The organism is uncultured Arthrobacter sp., from assembly GCF_947493765.1.
Taxonomy (GTDB): Bacteria; Actinomycetota; Actinomycetes; order Actinomycetales; family Micrococcaceae; genus Arthrobacter_D.
In genome coordinates this window covers 19505-34875 of record NZ_CANLSZ010000002.1, presented here as the reverse complement: position 1 = coordinate 34875, position 15371 = coordinate 19505, and the positions used below count along the sequence as shown (strand labels likewise).

Genomic DNA, 15371 nt, shown 5'->3' with positions numbered 1-15371 from the left:
GTCTGCCCGACCGGCATCCGGAGCGGCCAGTCCCGATGCGCCGGGACCGGCAGGGGCCTCAGGTGTAGTAGCGCCCGAGGACCTCGGCCTTGAGGTCGTAGAACGTGCCGTCGTCGATCGCTGCCCGGGCGTCGTCCACCATGCGCACCACGAAGCGCTCGTTGTGGATGGAGATCAGCGTGGCCGAGACCATCTCCTTGGCCTTGAAGAGGTGATGGATGTAGGCGCGCGTGTAGTGCGTGCAGGTGTAGCAGTCGCAGCCCTCCACGAGCGGGGTGAAGTCGCGCCTGAATCGCGCATTGGAGAGATTCCACCGCCCGTCGGGGGTGTAGAACGCGGAGTTGCGGGCCACCCGGGTGGGGGAGACGCAGTCGAAGGTGTCGGCGCCGTTCTCGATTCCGGTGAACAGATCGTCCGGTTCGGAGATACCGAGCAGATGGCGTGGTTTGTCCTCGGGGAGCTCGTCGCTGCACCAGCCCAGGATGGTGCCCAGATTCTCCTTCTCGAGGGCACCGCCGATGCCGAAGCCGTCGAAGTTCATGCCCCCGAGATCGGCGGAGGCCTTACGCCGCAGGTCCTCGTACTGGGCGCCCTGGATGACGCCGAAGAGCGCCTGGTAGGGCCGGTGGCTGCGCTCGGCGGTGAGGCGCTCGTGCTCGGAGACGCAGCGCTGCGCCCAGAGCCGGGTCCGCTCGAGGGATTCCTCCTGGTAGCCGCGGGAGTTCATGAGGGTGGTGAGCTCGTCGAAGGCGAACATGATGTCCGCGCCGAGCTGGTGCTGCACCTGCATGGAGATCTCGGGCGTGAACCGGTGGCGGTCACCGTTGAGGTGCGACTTGAACCAGACGCCGTCGTCGTCAATGTGCGCCAGGCGTTCCTTCCCGACGGCCACGCGGTCGTCCGCCCCGGTCTGCTCGGCGTCCACGGGGGCGTCCATGGTGATGACCTTCTTGAAACCGGAGCCCAGGCTCATCACCTGGAAGCCACCGGAGTCGGTGAAGGTGGGGCCGGGCCAGTTCATGAAGGCGCCGAGTCCCCCGGCCTCGTCGAGGATGTCCGCGCCGGGCTGCAGATACAGGTGGTAGGCGTTGGCCAGCAGGGCCTGCGCTCCGAGCTCGGCCATCGCGCCGGGGAGGACCGCCTTGACCGAGGCCTTCGTTCCCACCGGGATGAACGCCGGTGTGCGGATCTGCCCGTGCGGTGTGGTGATGGTGCCGGTGCGCCCGTGCCGCGGACCGCCGCTCCCGCCACCCGGCGTCGTGTCCTCCAGGCGTGAGTGGACGGCGAAGGCGAAGGACGACTGCTGGGACTGTGGATGCACCACCCTATTTTGCCAGTCCTCCGTCGCCCGGCGTGCCGCGCGTCAGCGGCCCGCCAGTCGCGCCCTCAGCGCTCCGCCAGTCGCTCGTTCAGGGCTGCGACGGCGGCGAGTTCCGCGGCGATGCGCCGTTCGAGCACCTCGCGGCCCAGGGTCTGGGAGCCGCCGTGCGCCCGGAGATAGAGCAGCACGCCGATGCGCAGCACGCGCCAGTCGCGTTCGACGTCGTCCTGCCCGGCCGCGGCTGCCCGGAGGATCTCCGGGTCGTACACATTGGGCTCGTTCAGTTGCCGCTGCCGGTAGATGGCCGCCGTCTTCGCGCGCAGCGGGTCCGTCTCGGCGGCATCGGCCGCGAGGATGGCCGCGGAGTACCCGGCGGACCGCTCGGCGTCGTGCCGCGTGAGATAGGCCGCGATCGCCAGCCCGCCCTCGATCCACTTCCAGCGACCGAAGTTGCCGTCGAACGCTTGCCCGGCGAGCAGATCGGCGATGCCGAGGGCCGCAGCCGTGTCCGCCTCGTCGACGAGCAGGGTGGTGGCGAGCTGGTGCAGATCCTGGAGATTGCTCCCGGCCTTGAGATTGATCCCGCGTGCCAGGCGTCCGGCGATCTCCTGCAGGCCGGGGTTGTGCTCATGGGTCCGGGCAATCTGGGCCACGAGTGCTTCGGGCGAGCCGTGGTCGGCCGCCACGGCCGAGACCCCGAGCTCCGTGTCCGCGGGCTCGAGGTGGACCAGGGACCCACTCGCGATCGAGATCCGCCGCCCGTCCGTGAGCGTGGCGATGACGAGCGCGGCGATCCCGAAATCGTCGTTCTCCACCTCCACGGAGGCGACCTCCGCCGTCCCTTCGTCCCGGGGGAGCGCGAGCATGTCCCCGGCCGCGAGCCGGTCAGCGGGCACCGCACGCAGCCCCCTCATGTCCTTGTCCGCCACTCGATCCTCTCCTGGGTGTGCGCCCTGCGGCGCTCCGTCGTCACGGCCTGCCCGTGAAGGTCCTCCTGCTCAGCGACCCCACCCGGCGTGGGCCAGGGCCTGGCGGAGCAGGTCGGCGCGCCCGCCGGAGAACTCGGCCTGGATCGCCGGGCTCAGCGCCTCCGTCGGCGTCATCCACGACAGCTCGAGGGCATCCTGGCGCGGATTGCACTCGCCCGTCACCGGGATCAGGTAGGCCAGTGCGACGGCGTGCTGGCGATCGTCGGTCAGCCCGGTCTCGGAGGGGGACGGGAAGTACTCGGCGATGGTGAAGGGCAGGGGAGAGGGGGACAGCTGCGGCAGGGCCAGTGGCCCGAGGTCCTTCTCCAGGTGCCGGAGCAGGGCTGCCCGGATGGTCTCCCGGTACATCACGCGACCCGAGACGAACGTCCGCACCATCTCGCCCTGCTCGTTCGCCTGGAGCAGCAGGCCCACCTCGTCGACGTAGCCCAGCGCATCACAGCGCACGGGGATCGCCTCCACGTAGACCATCGGCAGGCGGCGGCGGGCCTCGTACAGATCTTCGTCGGAGAGCCAGCCCGGATTGGGGTCAGGGGTGCGAACGTTCATACCCTAGTTCTATAGCAGACCTCGGCCCCTCCGTCACCGCAGGGCGGTTCTTCGGCCAGTGGCTGAAAACCGCACCGCCCGGAATCAGTGCTCGGTGTACCCGTGGAGATCCTGCTGCCGCTCGTTGATCCAGAGCTCCCCGCCCCAGGGAGGGCGGACACGCAACGACCGCCCGTGGCTCTCGTCGATCAGCGCGGACTCGACGCCGGCGGCGGTGAGATCGGAGACACGGGACTGCACGTCGCCGTCGTCCTCGAAGGCCAGCTCCAGCCCGGTGCGCGCGCCGGCGTGCAGGGCGACCAGCCCGCCGTTCTTCGCGTTGAAATCGTGCCACGTGCCGGCGTCCGAACTGGTGCGGGGCCTGGCGCCGATGTCCTTCAGGACACGCACGGCGGAGCCGATGCGGTGCGTGTACCAGAGGGCGACCACGGACAGCGGGGTTGCTGCGGCTCCCGTGGCACGCGGACCGGCCTCGGCGCGGAAGGAGATCCCGTCGGGAGCGGTGATGCGCGCCACGAGCTGGTGCCCTTCCTCCGACAGCTCGGCGGCGGTCCCGGCGGCGTTGGTCCTCCGGACGAATTCGGCCACGTCCGACACATCGAACGCCAGCGCCGTCGTGCCGTCCTCGGGGCTGCCCGGTGCGCAGGCATGGAGTGCCACGCGGCCGCTCCCGGCGTCGAACACCGCGTAGGAGTCGTTCGGCCCAGGGTCGACGGCGGGGGCGAGCCCCAGCGCGACCAGGAATCCGGCGGCGCGGGGCAGATCGGAGGTGTACACGAGCGGGCGGACGCGGAGCATCAAGTCTCCCTCGGATAGGCGAAGGGCGTGCTCCAGCAATCTAGTGCACGAGGAGTGACAGCGGCCCTACAGTGATCGCATGAAGCCCGAGCTGCCGGAACTCCTCCTGCCTGACGCGGCGGCGTGGCACCGCTGGCTCGAGGAGCACCACGGCGACTCGCCCGGCGTGTGGCTCGTCCAGCACAAGAAGGGCGGGACGACGACGGCGCTCACCTACGCGCTGGCGCTCGACGAAGCGCTCTGCTTCGGCTGGATCGACGGCCAGGCCAGGACGCGCGACGAGGGCAGCTACCTCCAGCGCTTCACCCCGCGCGGGCCGCGGAGCATCTGGTCGGTGCGCAACAGGACCTACATCGACCGGCTCCGCGGCGAGGGCCGCATGCAGGAGGCGGGTGAGCGGGCTGTCGCGGCGGCGCAGGCCGACGGACGGTGGGAGCGCGCCTATGCGGGCCCGGCGACGGCCGAGGTGCCGCCCCGGCTCATGGCGGCGATCGAGGCCGACGACGCGCGCTCGCCACGTTCACCACCCTGAGTTCCCAGAATCGCTATGCGCTGATCTTCCGCCTGTCACAGCTGAAGACCGAGGCGGCCAGGGAGCGCAACATCGCGAAGTTCGTCGCCATGCTCGCCCGCGGGGAGACCTTCCATCCCCAGGGCGTCCGGCGGAGGGACGTCTAGCGCACGCTGCCCTCTGCCGCGCGAGCCGGTCTGCGTCTCAGATCAGCCGGGTCACCTCGTAGGTGTGGCCGGCGGCCCGCAGCCGCTCCACGAGCACGTCGCCGAGCGCGGTGGCCGGCGTCAGCGATCCACTCACGGGTGGGAGCCGGTCGCCGTCGAGCGCCAGGGAGAGCGCGGTCTCACCCGCCATGACGGCGGTCGCGGCGTACCCCGGATCGCCCGGAGCCTTCACCGTCGCCCGATAGCGTCGGCCGCCCTCGGTGCGGGCGGTCACCGTGGAGCGGAACCAGCCCGCCTCCTGTGCCTCCCGGCTCGGGCCCTTGCCCGGAGCGGGCAGCACGCGATCGAGCAGTCGCCGGGTCACCGGTACCGCCATGGCGCCCATGAAGATCTTCAGCCCCACGGCGATGATGCGGGCGACGACGGCCCCTGCCGGTCCGCTGGAGATGCCCATCACCTCGCCGTAGCTGAGCGAGCGGCCGTAGGCCCAGCCCTGCAGGGCGTTGCTGCGGCGGACGATCCGCGTGTTGCCGGCGGCCATCACGAACGGCGCCGTCCACAGGCCGTTCGTCGAGCGGCTCACGGGGCCGTAATCCGCGGGCTGGTCCGTGGACGGTTCCGCGGCGCGGTCCGGGCTGAGCGCGTAGGGATCGCCGGCGAGCGATTTCAGTGCGGGGTCCGAGCGTGCACCGTCGAGCTGGCCGCGCATCGAGTCGACGGTGCCTCCGCTGACGCCGCCCTTCGCCGTCGCGACGAGCTGGACGTCGGTCAGCGCACCGGCGTCGTCGGCCTCGGCTGCCCTGTGCAGCAGGAGGACCGCGAGATCCGACGGGACCGAGTCGTAGCCGCACGCATGCACGATCCTCGCGCCGCTCGCCTTGGCGAGCGCGTCGCAGCGATCGATGGCGTCGCGGACGAAGGACACCTCGCCGGTCAGATCGCCGTAGTGGGTACCGGCCTGGGCGCAGGCCTCGACGACGGGCAGCCCGTACTTCACGTAGGGACCCACGGTGGTGAAGAGCACCTGTGTGCTCTCGGCGAGGGCGGTGAGGGCGCCGGCGTCCTCCGAGTCGGCCTCGATGAGGGACCACTCGCGAGCGGCCGCCGGAAGCCGCGACCGGACGGCCTCGAGCTTGCTTCTCGACCGGCCGGCGATGCCTACCCTGAGGCCGGCCGGGGCATGTTCCGCGACGTATGCGGCGATCAGCTCACCGACGAAACCCGTGGCTCCGTAGATGACGAGGTCGTAAGCGCGTTCTGTGTTCTCCATGGGAGCAGTCTGTCATCGGGGCGGGTGCGCTGCGGGTGACGTCCCGCCAGGATGGTCCGTACGGATCAGATCCGGGGGCCAGGATCCTGTCTGCTCCGCGAAGCCCGCTCCGCCTCCAGGATCATCCAGGCTTGGAGCTGCGACGACAGACTGATCGCTCCGTCCTGCGGCGGGGGGAAGACGATGCCGCCGCCGGCGATCGGGGTGCGCCCGGTCCACACGTACGCGGCCGTGGACTCGAGCAGGTGCCGGGCCGTCGTCGCCGCCGACCCGCCGATGTCCGACCCGACGACGTCCGATGCGGCGGCCCGCGCCAGATAGCGCGCGAGGATCCCGGTGAAGAGACCGCCGTCGCCGGTGGATCCCAGCGGCAGCACGCCGTCGTCGGCGGCCATGTCGCGCGCGATCGCTTCCACGAGCTCGCCGGCGTGCTGCAGATTGCTGGGTCCGCCGACGGCGACGAGCGCACCGAGCACCGTGCCCTGGTTGTAGGTGTGGAGCGTGCGTTCCACCCGGCCGTCGGTCCTGATGCCGTCGAGGTAGAGCCCGCTCCCCGTCTCGAACAGGTGTTCCCTCAGCCAGTCGAGAAGGCGCTGCGCGCGCTCCTCCTCCCCTGCCCTCGCGAAGAAGAGCGCAGCGGGGGCCGTGCTGGGCGTGTTCTTGTAGTCCCGCGTCGTGTTCCAGAAGACGCCGCCACCCAGCTCCTGCGTATGCGCGGAGCGCAGTGCGTCGCCGAGGACCCGCACGGGGCGACTGGGTCGGCGTCGCCGCTCCACCGCGTCGAGGCGCTGCAGGGCCAGGGCCAGCCAGGCCATGTCGTCGTAGTAGGCGTTGCGCCATCGGGCACCATTGCGCAGCCAGATCCCGCGGGCCAGTTTTCGTGCCTCGGGGAGCGCGTGACCCGAGGGATCACGGACGTGCTCGTCGATGAGGCAGTCGAGGAAGTGCGCCTGCCACCAGTAGTGCCAGTGGCTCCGCAGGCCGGCCGGTGCAGGGAGGGCGATGGCTCCCAATCGCGTGCCGGGGACGCTCAGGCTGCGGCGGGCGAACAGCTGCCGGATGCTGGCTGCGGCCGCGGGCGCGGCGTCGTCGGGGATGGGCATACGACCACCCTAGCCAGCTCGCCCTGCCCTGCCGTTGGGCACAATGCTCAGTAGAACTCCGCGCGGGTGCGCAGTGGGCCAGGTCACAGTAGTCTGGCCCCGGATGGACCAACGGCGGTCCCCGGGCGGAAGGATCAGCATGGACATCAGTAGAGCGGTGGCTCTCGTCACCGGTGGCGCCTCGGGACTCGGTCTCGCCACGGCTCGCAGACTGTTCGACGGCGGCGCCTCCGTGGTCCTCGTCGATCTGCCGCAGTCCGCCGGAGCAGACGCGGCCGTCGAGCTGGATCCGTCGGGGGAGCGCATCCGCTTCGTCGCCGCCGACGTCGCCGATCCGGAGCAGGTGCAGGCAGCGGTCGACGCCGCCACCGGGCTCGGCCCGCTGCGGATCGTCGTCAACTGCGCCGGTATCGCCACTCCCGGCAAGGTCCTCGGCCGCGACGGGGTCCTGCCACTCGAGCAGTTCACGCGCGTCATCACCGTCAATCTCCTCGGCACCTTCAACGTGATCCGACTCGCCGCCGCAGCCATGGCCCTCACGCCGACGGTGACCGGGCTCGGCGGCTCGGACGAGCGCGGCGTCATCATCAACACCGCATCCGTCGCCGCCTTCGACGGGCAGATCGGCCAGGCCGCGTACTCCGCCTCGAAGGGCGGCGTCGCGGCCATGACGCTTCCGATCGCACGCGAGCTCGCCCGTTCGCTCATCCGCGTGGTCACGATCGCCCCGGGCATCTTCGAGACCCCGATGATGTCCTCCCTGCCGCAGGAGGCCCAGGACTCCCTGGGCACCCAGGTACCGCACCCCTCCCGCCTCGGCAAGCCGGTCGAGTACGCAGCACTCGCCGCGCACATCGTGGAGAACCAGATGCTCAACGGGGAGACCATCCGTCTCGACGGCGCCATCCGGATGGCCCCGAAGTAATCGCTGCCACCGGTCACGATCGAAAGGACGGCTCCATGGAGAGCCAGCTACCCACCGCGGACTTCCTCGCGTTCGAATCGCTCCTCGCCGCCCACGAGCGGGAGAAGCTGCAGGACGTGCGCGATTTCCTCGCCAAGGAGGTCTCGCCGCTCGCCGTCGAGTGGTGGAACCGAGCCGAGTTCCCGCACGAGCTCCTCCCCAAGCTGGCGGACCTCCAGCTCAGCACCCCCCTCCAGCAGGGGTACAGCCACCTCTTCAGCGGTCTGGTGATCGCCGAGCTGACCCGCGCCGACACCTCGATCGCCACGTTCTTCATGGTCCACCACGATCTCTTCGTCGAAGCCCTGCACACCTTCGGCAGCGAGGACCAGAAGGCCAGGCTCCTGCAGGACGCCATGGACCTGCGCATCACCGGTGCCTTCGCGCTGACCGAGCCGCTGCACGGCTCCGACGTCGCCGGTGGCATGACCACCACGGCCACCCGGGACGGCGACACGTGGGTCATCAACGGCGCGAAGCGGTGGATCGGCAACGGCACCTTCTGCGACTACATGCTCCTGTGGGCCCGCGACACCGAGACCGGAGGGGTGCGCGGCTTCATCCTCGACGCCACCCTGCCCGGAGTCACCCGGACCGCCATCGCCAACAAGACGGCGCTGCGGACCGTGCAGAACGCCGACATCACCCTCACCGACGTGCGCGTTCCCGAGGCCGACCGGTTCGCCGGCATCGACTCGTTCAATGACACCCGCCAGCTCCTGCTCGGCTCACGCATCCTCGTGGGCTGGCAGGCGGTGGGACAGCAGCTGGCGGCGTTCGACGTCGCCCGGCAGTACGCGCTGGAGCGTCATCAGTTCGGCCGGCCGATCGCGGGCTTCCAGCTCGTCCAGGACCAGCTCGTGACCATGATGGGCAACACGACGGCGAGCCTGGCGGTCATGGCGCGGATCGCGGACCTGCAGGCACAGGGCGCCTCCGACATGGCGCAGGCGGCCTTCGCCAAATCCTTCACCACGGCGCGCATGCGCGAGACCGTGGCGCTCGGGCGCGGGATCCTCGGCGGCAACGGGATCGTGACGGACTACGGGATGGCCAAGATCTTCGCGGACGCCGAGGCCGTCTACACCTACGAGGGCTCCTACGAGATCAACTCCCTCATCGTGGGACGGGCGCTGACGGGCATCTCCGCATTCGCCTGACGCCGGCGCCGGTCCGTCCGGGAGCCGGTGTCTGGCCTGCAGGTACCGACGACGGCGCCGATACCCGCTGCGCCGCCGACCGGACCTACGATGGGCGCGTGAGATCTTCCCGCGGTGAAGCCGACCGACCCGACCAGCTCGGCGACGCCGGTGCCGCTCCCGCCGCGGCGGCCACGCCCGAGCAGCCCGTCGCCGATCGCGATCGTCGGGCCTCCCGAGCCGTCCGACTCCTCGGCGGCGGCATCGAGCCGGACCCCCGCTTCACCCTGGCGAACGAGCGCACTTTTCTGGCCTGGATCAGGACGGCTCTGGCGCTCCTGGCGGGCGGTATCGCGGTGGAGGCCTTCACCCCGGACACCTTCGTGCCTCCTGTCCGCACGGCGCTCGCCGTCGTCCTGCTGGTGCTCGCGCTCGTGCTCGCTCTTGCGGCGGGAGTCCGCTGGCTCCGGGTGGAGCGGGCGCTGCGCCGTCAGGGGCCCCTTCCCCTGCCGCTGCTGGTCCCGGTCCTGGCGATGGGCGGTGCCCTCGTCGCCGCTTCCGTGCTCGTCGGGGTGCTCGTCGGCGGATGAACGCGCACGGTGCGTCCGGGGATCGGGAGGCAGGTTCGGGTCTGCCGCTCCCGAACGGTCCGGTCGATCCCGGTCTGCAGCCCGAGCGCACGTCACTCGCCTGGAACCGCACCCTCCTCGCGCTGATCCTGGCCGGGGTGCTGTTGCTCCGCTGGGTCCCGCTGCACGGGTGGTTCCCTCTCGTGATCAGCGGCCTGACGGTGTGCATCGCGCTGGGCATCGCCACCGGTCAGGGGCGCCGCTATCGGCGGGATGTGCGGGGTATGCGCTCCGGCCGGATCGGGGCCTACGTCGTCGGCGTCGCCTGGATGGCGGCCGCCGTCGCGCTGGTCAGTGTGCTGGCGCTGGTCGTCGTCGTCGCACTGCCGCTGCACTGAAGTGGAGGGCGCCGATCGCGGAGGAGCATCCGGAGGGACCGAGGGGAAGGGTGGAAGCGTTCAGGACGACGACAGAAAGGGAGGTCCCATGAAGTCTGCTGTGACTCTGATCCGCTCCAGCACTCTGGCCCACTCCGTGCCGTACGCGTATGCGGCTACTGCGCCGGCGGACGCACGGCTGGTCTTCCTCGCCGGGTCCTGTCCGCTCGACGAGGCCGGTGCGATCGTCGGTCGGGGCGATTACGCGGCGCAGGCGATGCAGTGCCTCGACAATCTGCTGGCGGCGTTGGGTGACGCTGGCGCGAGACTCGAGGACGTGATCAGTACGCGTGTCCTCGTGGCATCCACCGTCCGGGCGGACCTCGTGACGGCCTGGGACGTTGTACGCGCCAGGTTCGGTGACCACGATGTCCCGAGCACCCTGCTGGGCGTGACCGTTCTCGGCTATGAGCACCAGCTCGTCGAGATCGAAGCGGTCGCGGCCGTCCTCGATCGACGCTCGAGCTGACTGGGACCGACGAGGTCGAGCACTCTAGAGCGCATTTGTAGACCCGCCCCACTCGTCCCTCCGGATGCGGACCGACGGGCCCGGATCCTGGGCCGACTCGGTCGAATTACCTGACACACATCTCGACCGGCAGGACCGGACATCAGGCTCTGCTGGCTGCTGCGGATCACCGGAGAAGGGCGAGATCCCGTCGGATGTAGCGCAGGTGCGCCCATTCCTCCTCCAGGATCACGCGGACGCAGTCGCCGACACTGGGACGCCAGTCGCCGCCGCCCCAGGGGTTCTCGCGTTCGTCTGCGAGCAACTCCGTCGTGACGGAGGAAAGGAAGTCGGTCACCTGCTGCTGTCGTTCGGCCCGGACCGCGAGAATCTCCTCGTACGATGGCGGATCCACCCGGAAGATCGACATGTCGAAGCCCGTGTCCTCGGCACCGGTGAAGATCAGCCCGATCTCATGGAACGGTTGTTCCAGCTGTTGGATTCCACCGCGCAACCAGCCGTCCGACGCCAGGATCAGGTGCCGGAGCGTCTGGGCCAGCGACCACTCGTCCTCGACATGGGCGTCCACCAGCTCCCGCGGAGTGTCGGCCACGGTCTCCTGCCACGCATTCCGTGCAGCGACCCAAGCCTCGCGTAGGCCCTCGGGCGTCTGCGCGTTCTGCAGCTCACGTCCTGGGAACTGCCGATTGAGTTCGGCGTCCACGAGCGGCACCACGTCGACGCCGTTGACGAAGAGGCTGCCGAAGAACAGATCATGACTGTCGATGTCGAGTCCGTCTACCTCGACACCACGCATCCGCAGACCACTCACATCGGAGAACCGGAGCGCCGCGCCTTTGAAGCTCGCGTTGACGAAGGTTGCGCCTTCGAATTCCTTCGTCTTGGAATAGGTCGCCATCGCCCAATTATCAGCGCCGTGACGGACATTTCAAGGGTGAGGTATTCCCGCCGACAGGTGCCTCGGTAGGCTGACCCCATGTCCCGAATCCTGATCACCGGTATGTCAGGGGCAGGAAAGACGACGCTGCTCGGCGAGCTGTCCCGGCGGGGTCACCGAACTCTCGACACCGACTACGACGGCTGGACGCTGCCTGACGGCACCTGGGATGAGCCGCGCATGTCCGCGCTTCTCGCGTCCGATCCGTCGCTCGTCCTCCAGGGCACGGTGGAGAACCAGGGGCGCTTCTACGACCACTTCGCGGCCGTCGTCCTCCTCAGCGCCCCGGTGGAAGTGCTCATCGAGCGCGTCTCGACCCGCACGAACAACTCCTACGGGAGAGCAGCAGAAGAGCAGCTGCTGATTCGTCAGCAGGTCCTCGACGTCGAGCCGCTGCTGCGCAAGGGGGCGACCCTCGAGCTCGATGGTCGCCGACCGATCTCAGAGCTGGCGGACGAGGTGGAACGTCTCATGGTCTCCACCCAGACATAGCAGCCCGAAGTGGCTGGGCAGATGAGCCGAGGACCTTCCCTCACGGGCATGCCCCGGCACGGGTCCACCAGGGCGATCGGCGAGGCACGGGCCCGGCTGAGCAGGGAACTTCGGGCCTGTCTCCGACAGTGCCCCGAGTAGTGCCCTGTTCTTCTGTCGGCTGCCCCTGGACCGCGACACCTCGGAATACGCGTGAACGGCTGCCGGTTACCGCCCAGGAGACGAACAGCGATCCACGAGAAGGAGCACCATGAAGGCTATTTTCTACGAGAAGTACGGCGATCCCGACACCCTGCAGTACGGGGAACGGCCAGACCCGAAGATCGGGCCGGATTCCGTCCTCGTCGATGTGCGCGCGTCCTCGGTGAACCCCGTCGACTGGAAGATCACGGCCGGTTACCTCGACGGCGCCCTCCACACCTACTTCCCGGCGATCCCGGGCTGGGACGTGGCAGGCGTCGTCGTCGAGCCCGGCCCGTCCGTGACGGAGTTCCAGGCGGGCGACGAGGTGATCGGCTATGTGCGCATGGACACCGTGGGCCTCGGCACCTTCGCCGAGAAGGTGGCAGCCCCGGTGCGGGCGCTCGCGCGCAAGCCACGCAATGTCTCCTGGGCCGAAGCAGGCACCATGCCGCTGACCGGATTGACGGCCTACCAGTCTCTCCGGGCCGTCGGAGTGGGCGAGGGCGATGTCGTCCTGATACACAACGGCGCCGGAGGCGTCGGTACCTACGCCATCCAGATCGCGAAGGCCTGGGGTGCACGGGTGATCGCCACGTCCTCCGAGAAGAACCACGACTTCCTGCGGTCTCTCGGCGCCGAGCCCTTGACCTACGGCGAGGGTCTTGCCGGGCGCCTGGCCGAACTTGTCCCGGACGGGGTCGACGCGATCGTCGATTTCGTTGGCGGCGAGGACTGGGTGGCCACTATCGACCAGCTGAAGGTACCGGGGCGCATCGCCTCGGTGGCCGACGCGGAGGTCAAGGACAGGGGTGGACTCTACATCTTCGTCCGCCCGAATCCGGCCGATCTGCTCGCGCTCACCGAACTGGTGGAGGCGGAGAAGGTGAAGCCCATCATCGCGGGCATCTTCCGCCTCGAGCGGGCGGCGGAAGCCTTCCGCAGCAACATGGACGGCCATGCGCCCGGCAAGATCGCCATCACGGTGGGCGACGCGAGCTAGTGCACCGGGCCTCGCGTCCCAGGGATGCGAGGCCCGTTCCGGTGGTCCTACAGGAGAGTCTCCCGATCATCGGCGAGCAGATCCAGCGGCTCGCGCTCGGCGTCCTCCTCCGCACGGAGTCGACGCCGGTAGGCGTGGTCCACGCGGTGCCTGCGGGACCCGGCGGTGATGACCAGGAGGAAGACCGCCAGGACGGCGGTGAAGGCGACGTCGATCGCCGAGGGTTCGCCGAAAGCGCGCTCGACGGCGATCCAGAGCAGACCCCACGAGGTCGCGGCGGCCACCGCGAGGCGGCCTCGAGCCGTGGAACAGATGACGGCCGCCGTGATCAGGACCGCGGCGATGCCCACGATGGCCCAGGTGTCGCCGGCCCAGGCGAAGAGATCGACATTCCTCGCCGTGAGGAGAGCGGCCGCATTCGCTGCTGCGGCCACCAGGATCCACCCCAGATAGAGGCCGACCGGTGTATCGACGAGCGCACCCTCGAGCCGCGAGGTGCCCGGGAAAGCGTTCAGGATCCGAACGGCCGCGAGCAGGGTGAAGAACAACAGCAGAATGATGATCAGGCTCAGGACCAGCAGCCCGGCCTGGGCGCTGAGGATCCACGCGACATTCAGCAGCATCGAGGCGGCTACGGTCCAGCCCAGCCGTCGTTGCCGCGCTGATCGGCGCTGCGACGGCAGCCACTGGAAGACGGTGTAGGCCACGAGGCCCACGTAGATCAGGCTCCAGATGGAGAAGGCCGACGACGACGGCGCCAGGAGGGTCGCGTCCGGCGAGAACAGCCCGCCGGCGGCATCCGCGATGGACGGGCCCCCGAAGACGCCGACGCCGGCCGCCGACCCCAGAATGCAGGCCACGACGCTGAGGGTGACCACCGATTGCCGGACGATGTCCGGGTCCCACGCTCTGATCCGGTGGCCGGCCGCGGCGCTTCCCCGGCCGATGGCCTGTCCGGCGACACGGCTACCCCGCCCGATGGATCGACCGGCGGTGCGGCTACCCCGCCCGATCGTCCGGGCAGTGGCTCCCGCAGTGAAGCGGGCCCTCTGGACCGCGGCCCGACGCCGCTCCACACCGGCCCGACGCCGGTCGGCGGCGGCCGCCGCTGCGGCGTCGTTGCCAGGAGTGTCGTGACCTGCCGAGGTCGTCCCGTCGCTCGGTCCGACGTCCGCCGCGTCGTCAGTGCCGGCACTGTCGGCATTGCCCTTACCTGCCGACGCGGACGTCCCGGGAACAGTGGACGGCTCGGACCCGGCCGTGCGCGGTCGTGCTGCCTTCAGGCGTTCGAGGACACTCGGGGTCCCGCCAGTGGTGGCCGGGTCCGCGGTGATCCTCGGCGGCCTGCCCGGTGTGTCGGGAAGCTGGGATCCCGGGCTCTTCGGGGTGCTCATGCGCTGGTGTGGCCTTCCGGTGCTGCTTCAGGGCGTGGCGTACCGCCGTGATGACGTCACCAGCGTACCGATCATCGCCCGACCGGGTCACCGCGGCCCTCCGGGGTCTACCGCGGCGCTCCGTCCCCGGAGAACCCCGCCAGGGTCAGCCCCGATTCGAAGCGTCGATCGGTGCCGCTCAGGGGATCGGTGAACGCGATGCTGTGGGCCAGGAGTTGCAGGGGCCTGCCGTAGTCGTCCGGCGCCTGCGGCAGCAGCACGGGATAGAAGGGGTCGTTGACGATTCCCAGGCCGAGCGACGCCATGTGCAGTCGGAGCTGGTGCGTCTTGCCGGTGTGCGGCTGCAGCCGGTACAGCCCGCGCTCCTCCGCTCCGGTGCCCGTCCGATCGAGCAGGCTGATGGTGGTCAGGGTGTTCTCCGGGCCCTCCACCTCCTGCGCGAGCAGATACGTCCGGGACTTCACGATCCGGCTCCGCACCTCGAGGGGCTCCGTCTCCAGCCGCAGCTCCGGGCGTACGGCTGCCACCGCCCGGTACTCCTTGCGGATCCGCCGGTTCTCGAAGAGCAGCTGGTACGCGCCTCGGGTCTCCGGGTTCACGGAGAACATCAGCACGCCCGCGGTCATCCGGTCGAGACGGTGCATGGGGATGAGCTCGGGCAGGCCGAGCTCCACGCGCAGCCGCACCAGCGCCGACTCCGCCACGTACCGGCCGCCGGGAGTGGTGGGCAGGAAGTGCGGCTTGTCGACGACGAGCAGGTGGTCGTCCCGGTGCAGGACCGACAGCTCCACCGGCAGCCGCTCCTCGACCGGAAGCTCGCGGTAGTACCAGACGAAGGTGTGCTTCCCGAGCGGTGTGGAGCGCGTCAGGGCCTCTCCTCCGAGCGCCACCACCTCCCCGCGGTCGAACCGCCGGCCCATGCCCTCGGGGTCCACGTGGTCGAAGCGGTCGAGGATGTACTCGAGCGCCGTACTCCACGGGCCGTCCTGTGGCAGGCGGAGGCGGGTCGCGTTCACGCCGTCGCGCACCGGCAGGGGCGACGTCATCGCCATCCGCCGCTCACCTGCCTCATCGTTCCC

General features: G+C 69.9%; 16 protein-coding genes and 1 pseudogene. 8 read left to right on the top strand and 9 right to left on the bottom strand.

The features are described from left to right. Window positions 1-58: 58 nt before the first annotated feature. The 4 genes from tgt to Q0747_RS03050 all read right to left on the bottom strand — a co-directional run bounded on the left by tgt (window position 59) and on the right by Q0747_RS03050 (window position 3657). Complete coding sequence (gene tgt / locus Q0747_RS03065) at window positions 59-1321, bottom strand: tRNA guanosine(34) transglycosylase Tgt (protein WP_298251799.1); 1263 nt, start codon at window positions 1319-1321, stop codon at window positions 59-61. Between the two features lie 65 nt (window positions 1322-1386). Further along, window positions 1387-2250, bottom strand: coding sequence for a DUF6707 family protein (locus tag Q0747_RS03060; RefSeq protein ID WP_298251798.1), 864 nt, complete (start codon window positions 2248-2250; stop codon window positions 1387-1389). A gap of 69 nt (window positions 2251-2319) precedes the next feature. Then, on the bottom strand, window positions 2320-2859 hold the full coding sequence (locus Q0747_RS03055; protein ID WP_298251797.1) for an NUDIX hydrolase family protein: 540 nt from the start codon (window positions 2857-2859) through the stop codon (window positions 2320-2322). Between the two features lie 84 nt (window positions 2860-2943). After that, window positions 2944-3657: a VOC family protein gene (locus Q0747_RS03050; protein ID WP_298251796.1), complete on the bottom strand. Its 714-nt coding sequence runs from the start codon at window positions 3655-3657 to the stop codon at window positions 2944-2946. 79 nt (window positions 3658-3736) lie between these two features. Between Q0747_RS03050 and Q0747_RS03045 the strand changes: the two are divergent. After that, a pseudogene (locus Q0747_RS03045) lies at window positions 3737-4335 on the top strand (YdeI family protein). Between the two features lie 37 nt (window positions 4336-4372). Here Q0747_RS03045 and Q0747_RS03040 read toward each other — a convergent pair. Together Q0747_RS03040 and Q0747_RS03035 are read right to left on the bottom strand one after the other, a co-directional pair. Beyond that, window positions 4373-5605 carry a trans-acting enoyl reductase family protein gene (locus tag Q0747_RS03040; protein ID WP_298251795.1) on the bottom strand — a complete coding sequence of 411 codons (1233 nt, stop codon included), beginning with the start codon at window positions 5603-5605 and terminating at the stop codon, window positions 4373-4375. A 65-nt stretch (window positions 5606-5670) separates the two neighbouring features. Then, window positions 5671-6708: a glycoside hydrolase family 76 protein gene (locus Q0747_RS03035; protein ID WP_298251794.1), complete on the bottom strand. Its 1038-nt coding sequence runs from the start codon at window positions 6706-6708 to the stop codon at window positions 5671-5673. A 139-nt stretch (window positions 6709-6847) separates the two neighbouring features. On the opposite strand from Q0747_RS03035, the gene Q0747_RS03030 reads away from it, so the two are divergent. The 5 genes from Q0747_RS03030 (at window position 6848) to Q0747_RS03010 (ending at window position 10286) form a co-directional block, all read left to right on the top strand. Continuing rightward, window positions 6848-7633, top strand: coding sequence for an SDR family NAD(P)-dependent oxidoreductase (locus Q0747_RS03030; RefSeq protein ID WP_298251793.1), 786 nt, complete (start codon window positions 6848-6850; stop codon window positions 7631-7633). A 35-nt stretch (window positions 7634-7668) separates the two neighbouring features. Further along, complete coding sequence (locus tag Q0747_RS03025) at window positions 7669-8832, top strand: acyl-CoA dehydrogenase family protein (protein WP_298251792.1); 1164 nt, start codon at window positions 7669-7671, stop codon at window positions 8830-8832. Window positions 8833-9074: 242 nt separating this feature from the next. Beyond that, a complete protein-coding gene (locus tag Q0747_RS03020) occupies window positions 9075-9401 on the top strand; it encodes a YidH family protein (protein WP_298252258.1) in 327 nt (108 codons plus the stop codon). Next, entirely contained in the window at window positions 9398-9778 is a 381-nt protein-coding gene (locus Q0747_RS03015; RefSeq protein ID WP_298251791.1) for a DUF202 domain-containing protein, read from the top strand. Before Q0747_RS03020 ends, Q0747_RS03015 begins: the two co-directional genes overlap by 4 nt. An 88-nt stretch (window positions 9779-9866) precedes the next feature. Further along, entirely contained in the window at window positions 9867-10286 is a 420-nt protein-coding gene (locus Q0747_RS03010; RefSeq protein ID WP_298251790.1) for a RidA family protein, read from the top strand. A 166-nt stretch (window positions 10287-10452) separates the two neighbouring features. Here Q0747_RS03010 and Q0747_RS03005 read toward each other — a convergent pair whose 3' ends face one another. After that, window positions 10453-11184, bottom strand: coding sequence for a DinB family protein (locus Q0747_RS03005; RefSeq protein ID WP_298251789.1), 732 nt, complete (start codon window positions 11182-11184; stop codon window positions 10453-10455). 78 nt (window positions 11185-11262) lie between these two features. On the opposite strand from Q0747_RS03005, the gene Q0747_RS03000 reads away from it, so the two are divergent. Together Q0747_RS03000 and Q0747_RS02995 are read left to right on the top strand one after the other, a co-directional pair. Then, entirely contained in the window at window positions 11263-11715 is a 453-nt protein-coding gene (locus Q0747_RS03000) for an AAA family ATPase (RefSeq protein WP_298251788.1), read from the top strand. A 250-nt stretch (window positions 11716-11965) separates the two neighbouring features. After that, entirely contained in the window at window positions 11966-12898 is a 933-nt protein-coding gene (locus Q0747_RS02995) for an NADP-dependent oxidoreductase (protein WP_298251787.1), read from the top strand. A gap of 47 nt (window positions 12899-12945) precedes the next feature. Here the strand turns inward: Q0747_RS02995 and Q0747_RS02990 are convergent, their stop codons facing one another. Together Q0747_RS02990 and Q0747_RS02985 are read right to left on the bottom strand one after the other, a co-directional pair. After that, window positions 12946-14292 (bottom strand): hypothetical protein, encoded by a 1347-nt coding sequence (locus Q0747_RS02990; RefSeq protein WP_298251786.1) that lies wholly within the window; start codon window positions 14290-14292, stop codon window positions 12946-12948. 107 nt (window positions 14293-14399) lie between these two features. After that, on the bottom strand, window positions 14400-15338 hold the full coding sequence (locus Q0747_RS02985) for a pseudouridine synthase (RefSeq protein ID WP_298251785.1): 939 nt from the start codon (window positions 15336-15338) through the stop codon (window positions 14400-14402). Window positions 15339-15371 lie beyond the last annotated feature (33 nt).

Coding starts and splice junctions, on each gene's coding strand:
- Q0747_RS03055 (WP_298251797.1), bottom strand. CDS start 2,859: ATGAACGTTCGCACCCCTGACCCCAATCCGGGCTGGCTCTCCGACGAA.
- Q0747_RS03000 (WP_298251788.1), top strand. CDS start 11,263: ATGTCCCGAATCCTGATCACCGGTATGTCAGGGGCAGGAAAGACGACG.
- Q0747_RS02985 (WP_298251785.1), bottom strand. CDS start 15,338: ATGACGTCGCCCCTGCCGGTGCGCGACGGCGTGAACGCGACCCGCCTC.
- Q0747_RS03050 (WP_298251796.1), bottom strand. CDS start 3,657: ATGCTCCGCGTCCGCCCGCTCGTGTACACCTCCGATCTGCCCCGCGCC.
- Q0747_RS03005 (WP_298251789.1), bottom strand. CDS start 11,184: ATGGCGACCTATTCCAAGACGAAGGAATTCGAAGGCGCAACCTTCGTC.
- Q0747_RS03025 (WP_298251792.1), top strand. CDS start 7,669: ATGGAGAGCCAGCTACCCACCGCGGACTTCCTCGCGTTCGAATCGCTC.
- Q0747_RS03015 (WP_298251791.1), top strand. CDS start 9,398: ATGAACGCGCACGGTGCGTCCGGGGATCGGGAGGCAGGTTCGGGTCTG.
- Q0747_RS02995 (WP_298251787.1), top strand. CDS start 11,966: ATGAAGGCTATTTTCTACGAGAAGTACGGCGATCCCGACACCCTGCAG.
- Q0747_RS03030 (WP_298251793.1), top strand. CDS start 6,848: ATGGACATCAGTAGAGCGGTGGCTCTCGTCACCGGTGGCGCCTCGGGA.
- Q0747_RS03040 (WP_298251795.1), bottom strand. CDS start 5,605: ATGGAGAACACAGAACGCGCTTACGACCTCGTCATCTACGGAGCCACG.
- Q0747_RS03035 (WP_298251794.1), bottom strand. CDS start 6,708: ATGCCCATCCCCGACGACGCCGCGCCCGCGGCCGCAGCCAGCATCCGG.
- Q0747_RS03010 (WP_298251790.1), top strand. CDS start 9,867: ATGAAGTCTGCTGTGACTCTGATCCGCTCCAGCACTCTGGCCCACTCC.
- Q0747_RS02990 (WP_298251786.1), bottom strand. CDS start 14,292: ATGAGCACCCCGAAGAGCCCGGGATCCCAGCTTCCCGACACACCGGGC.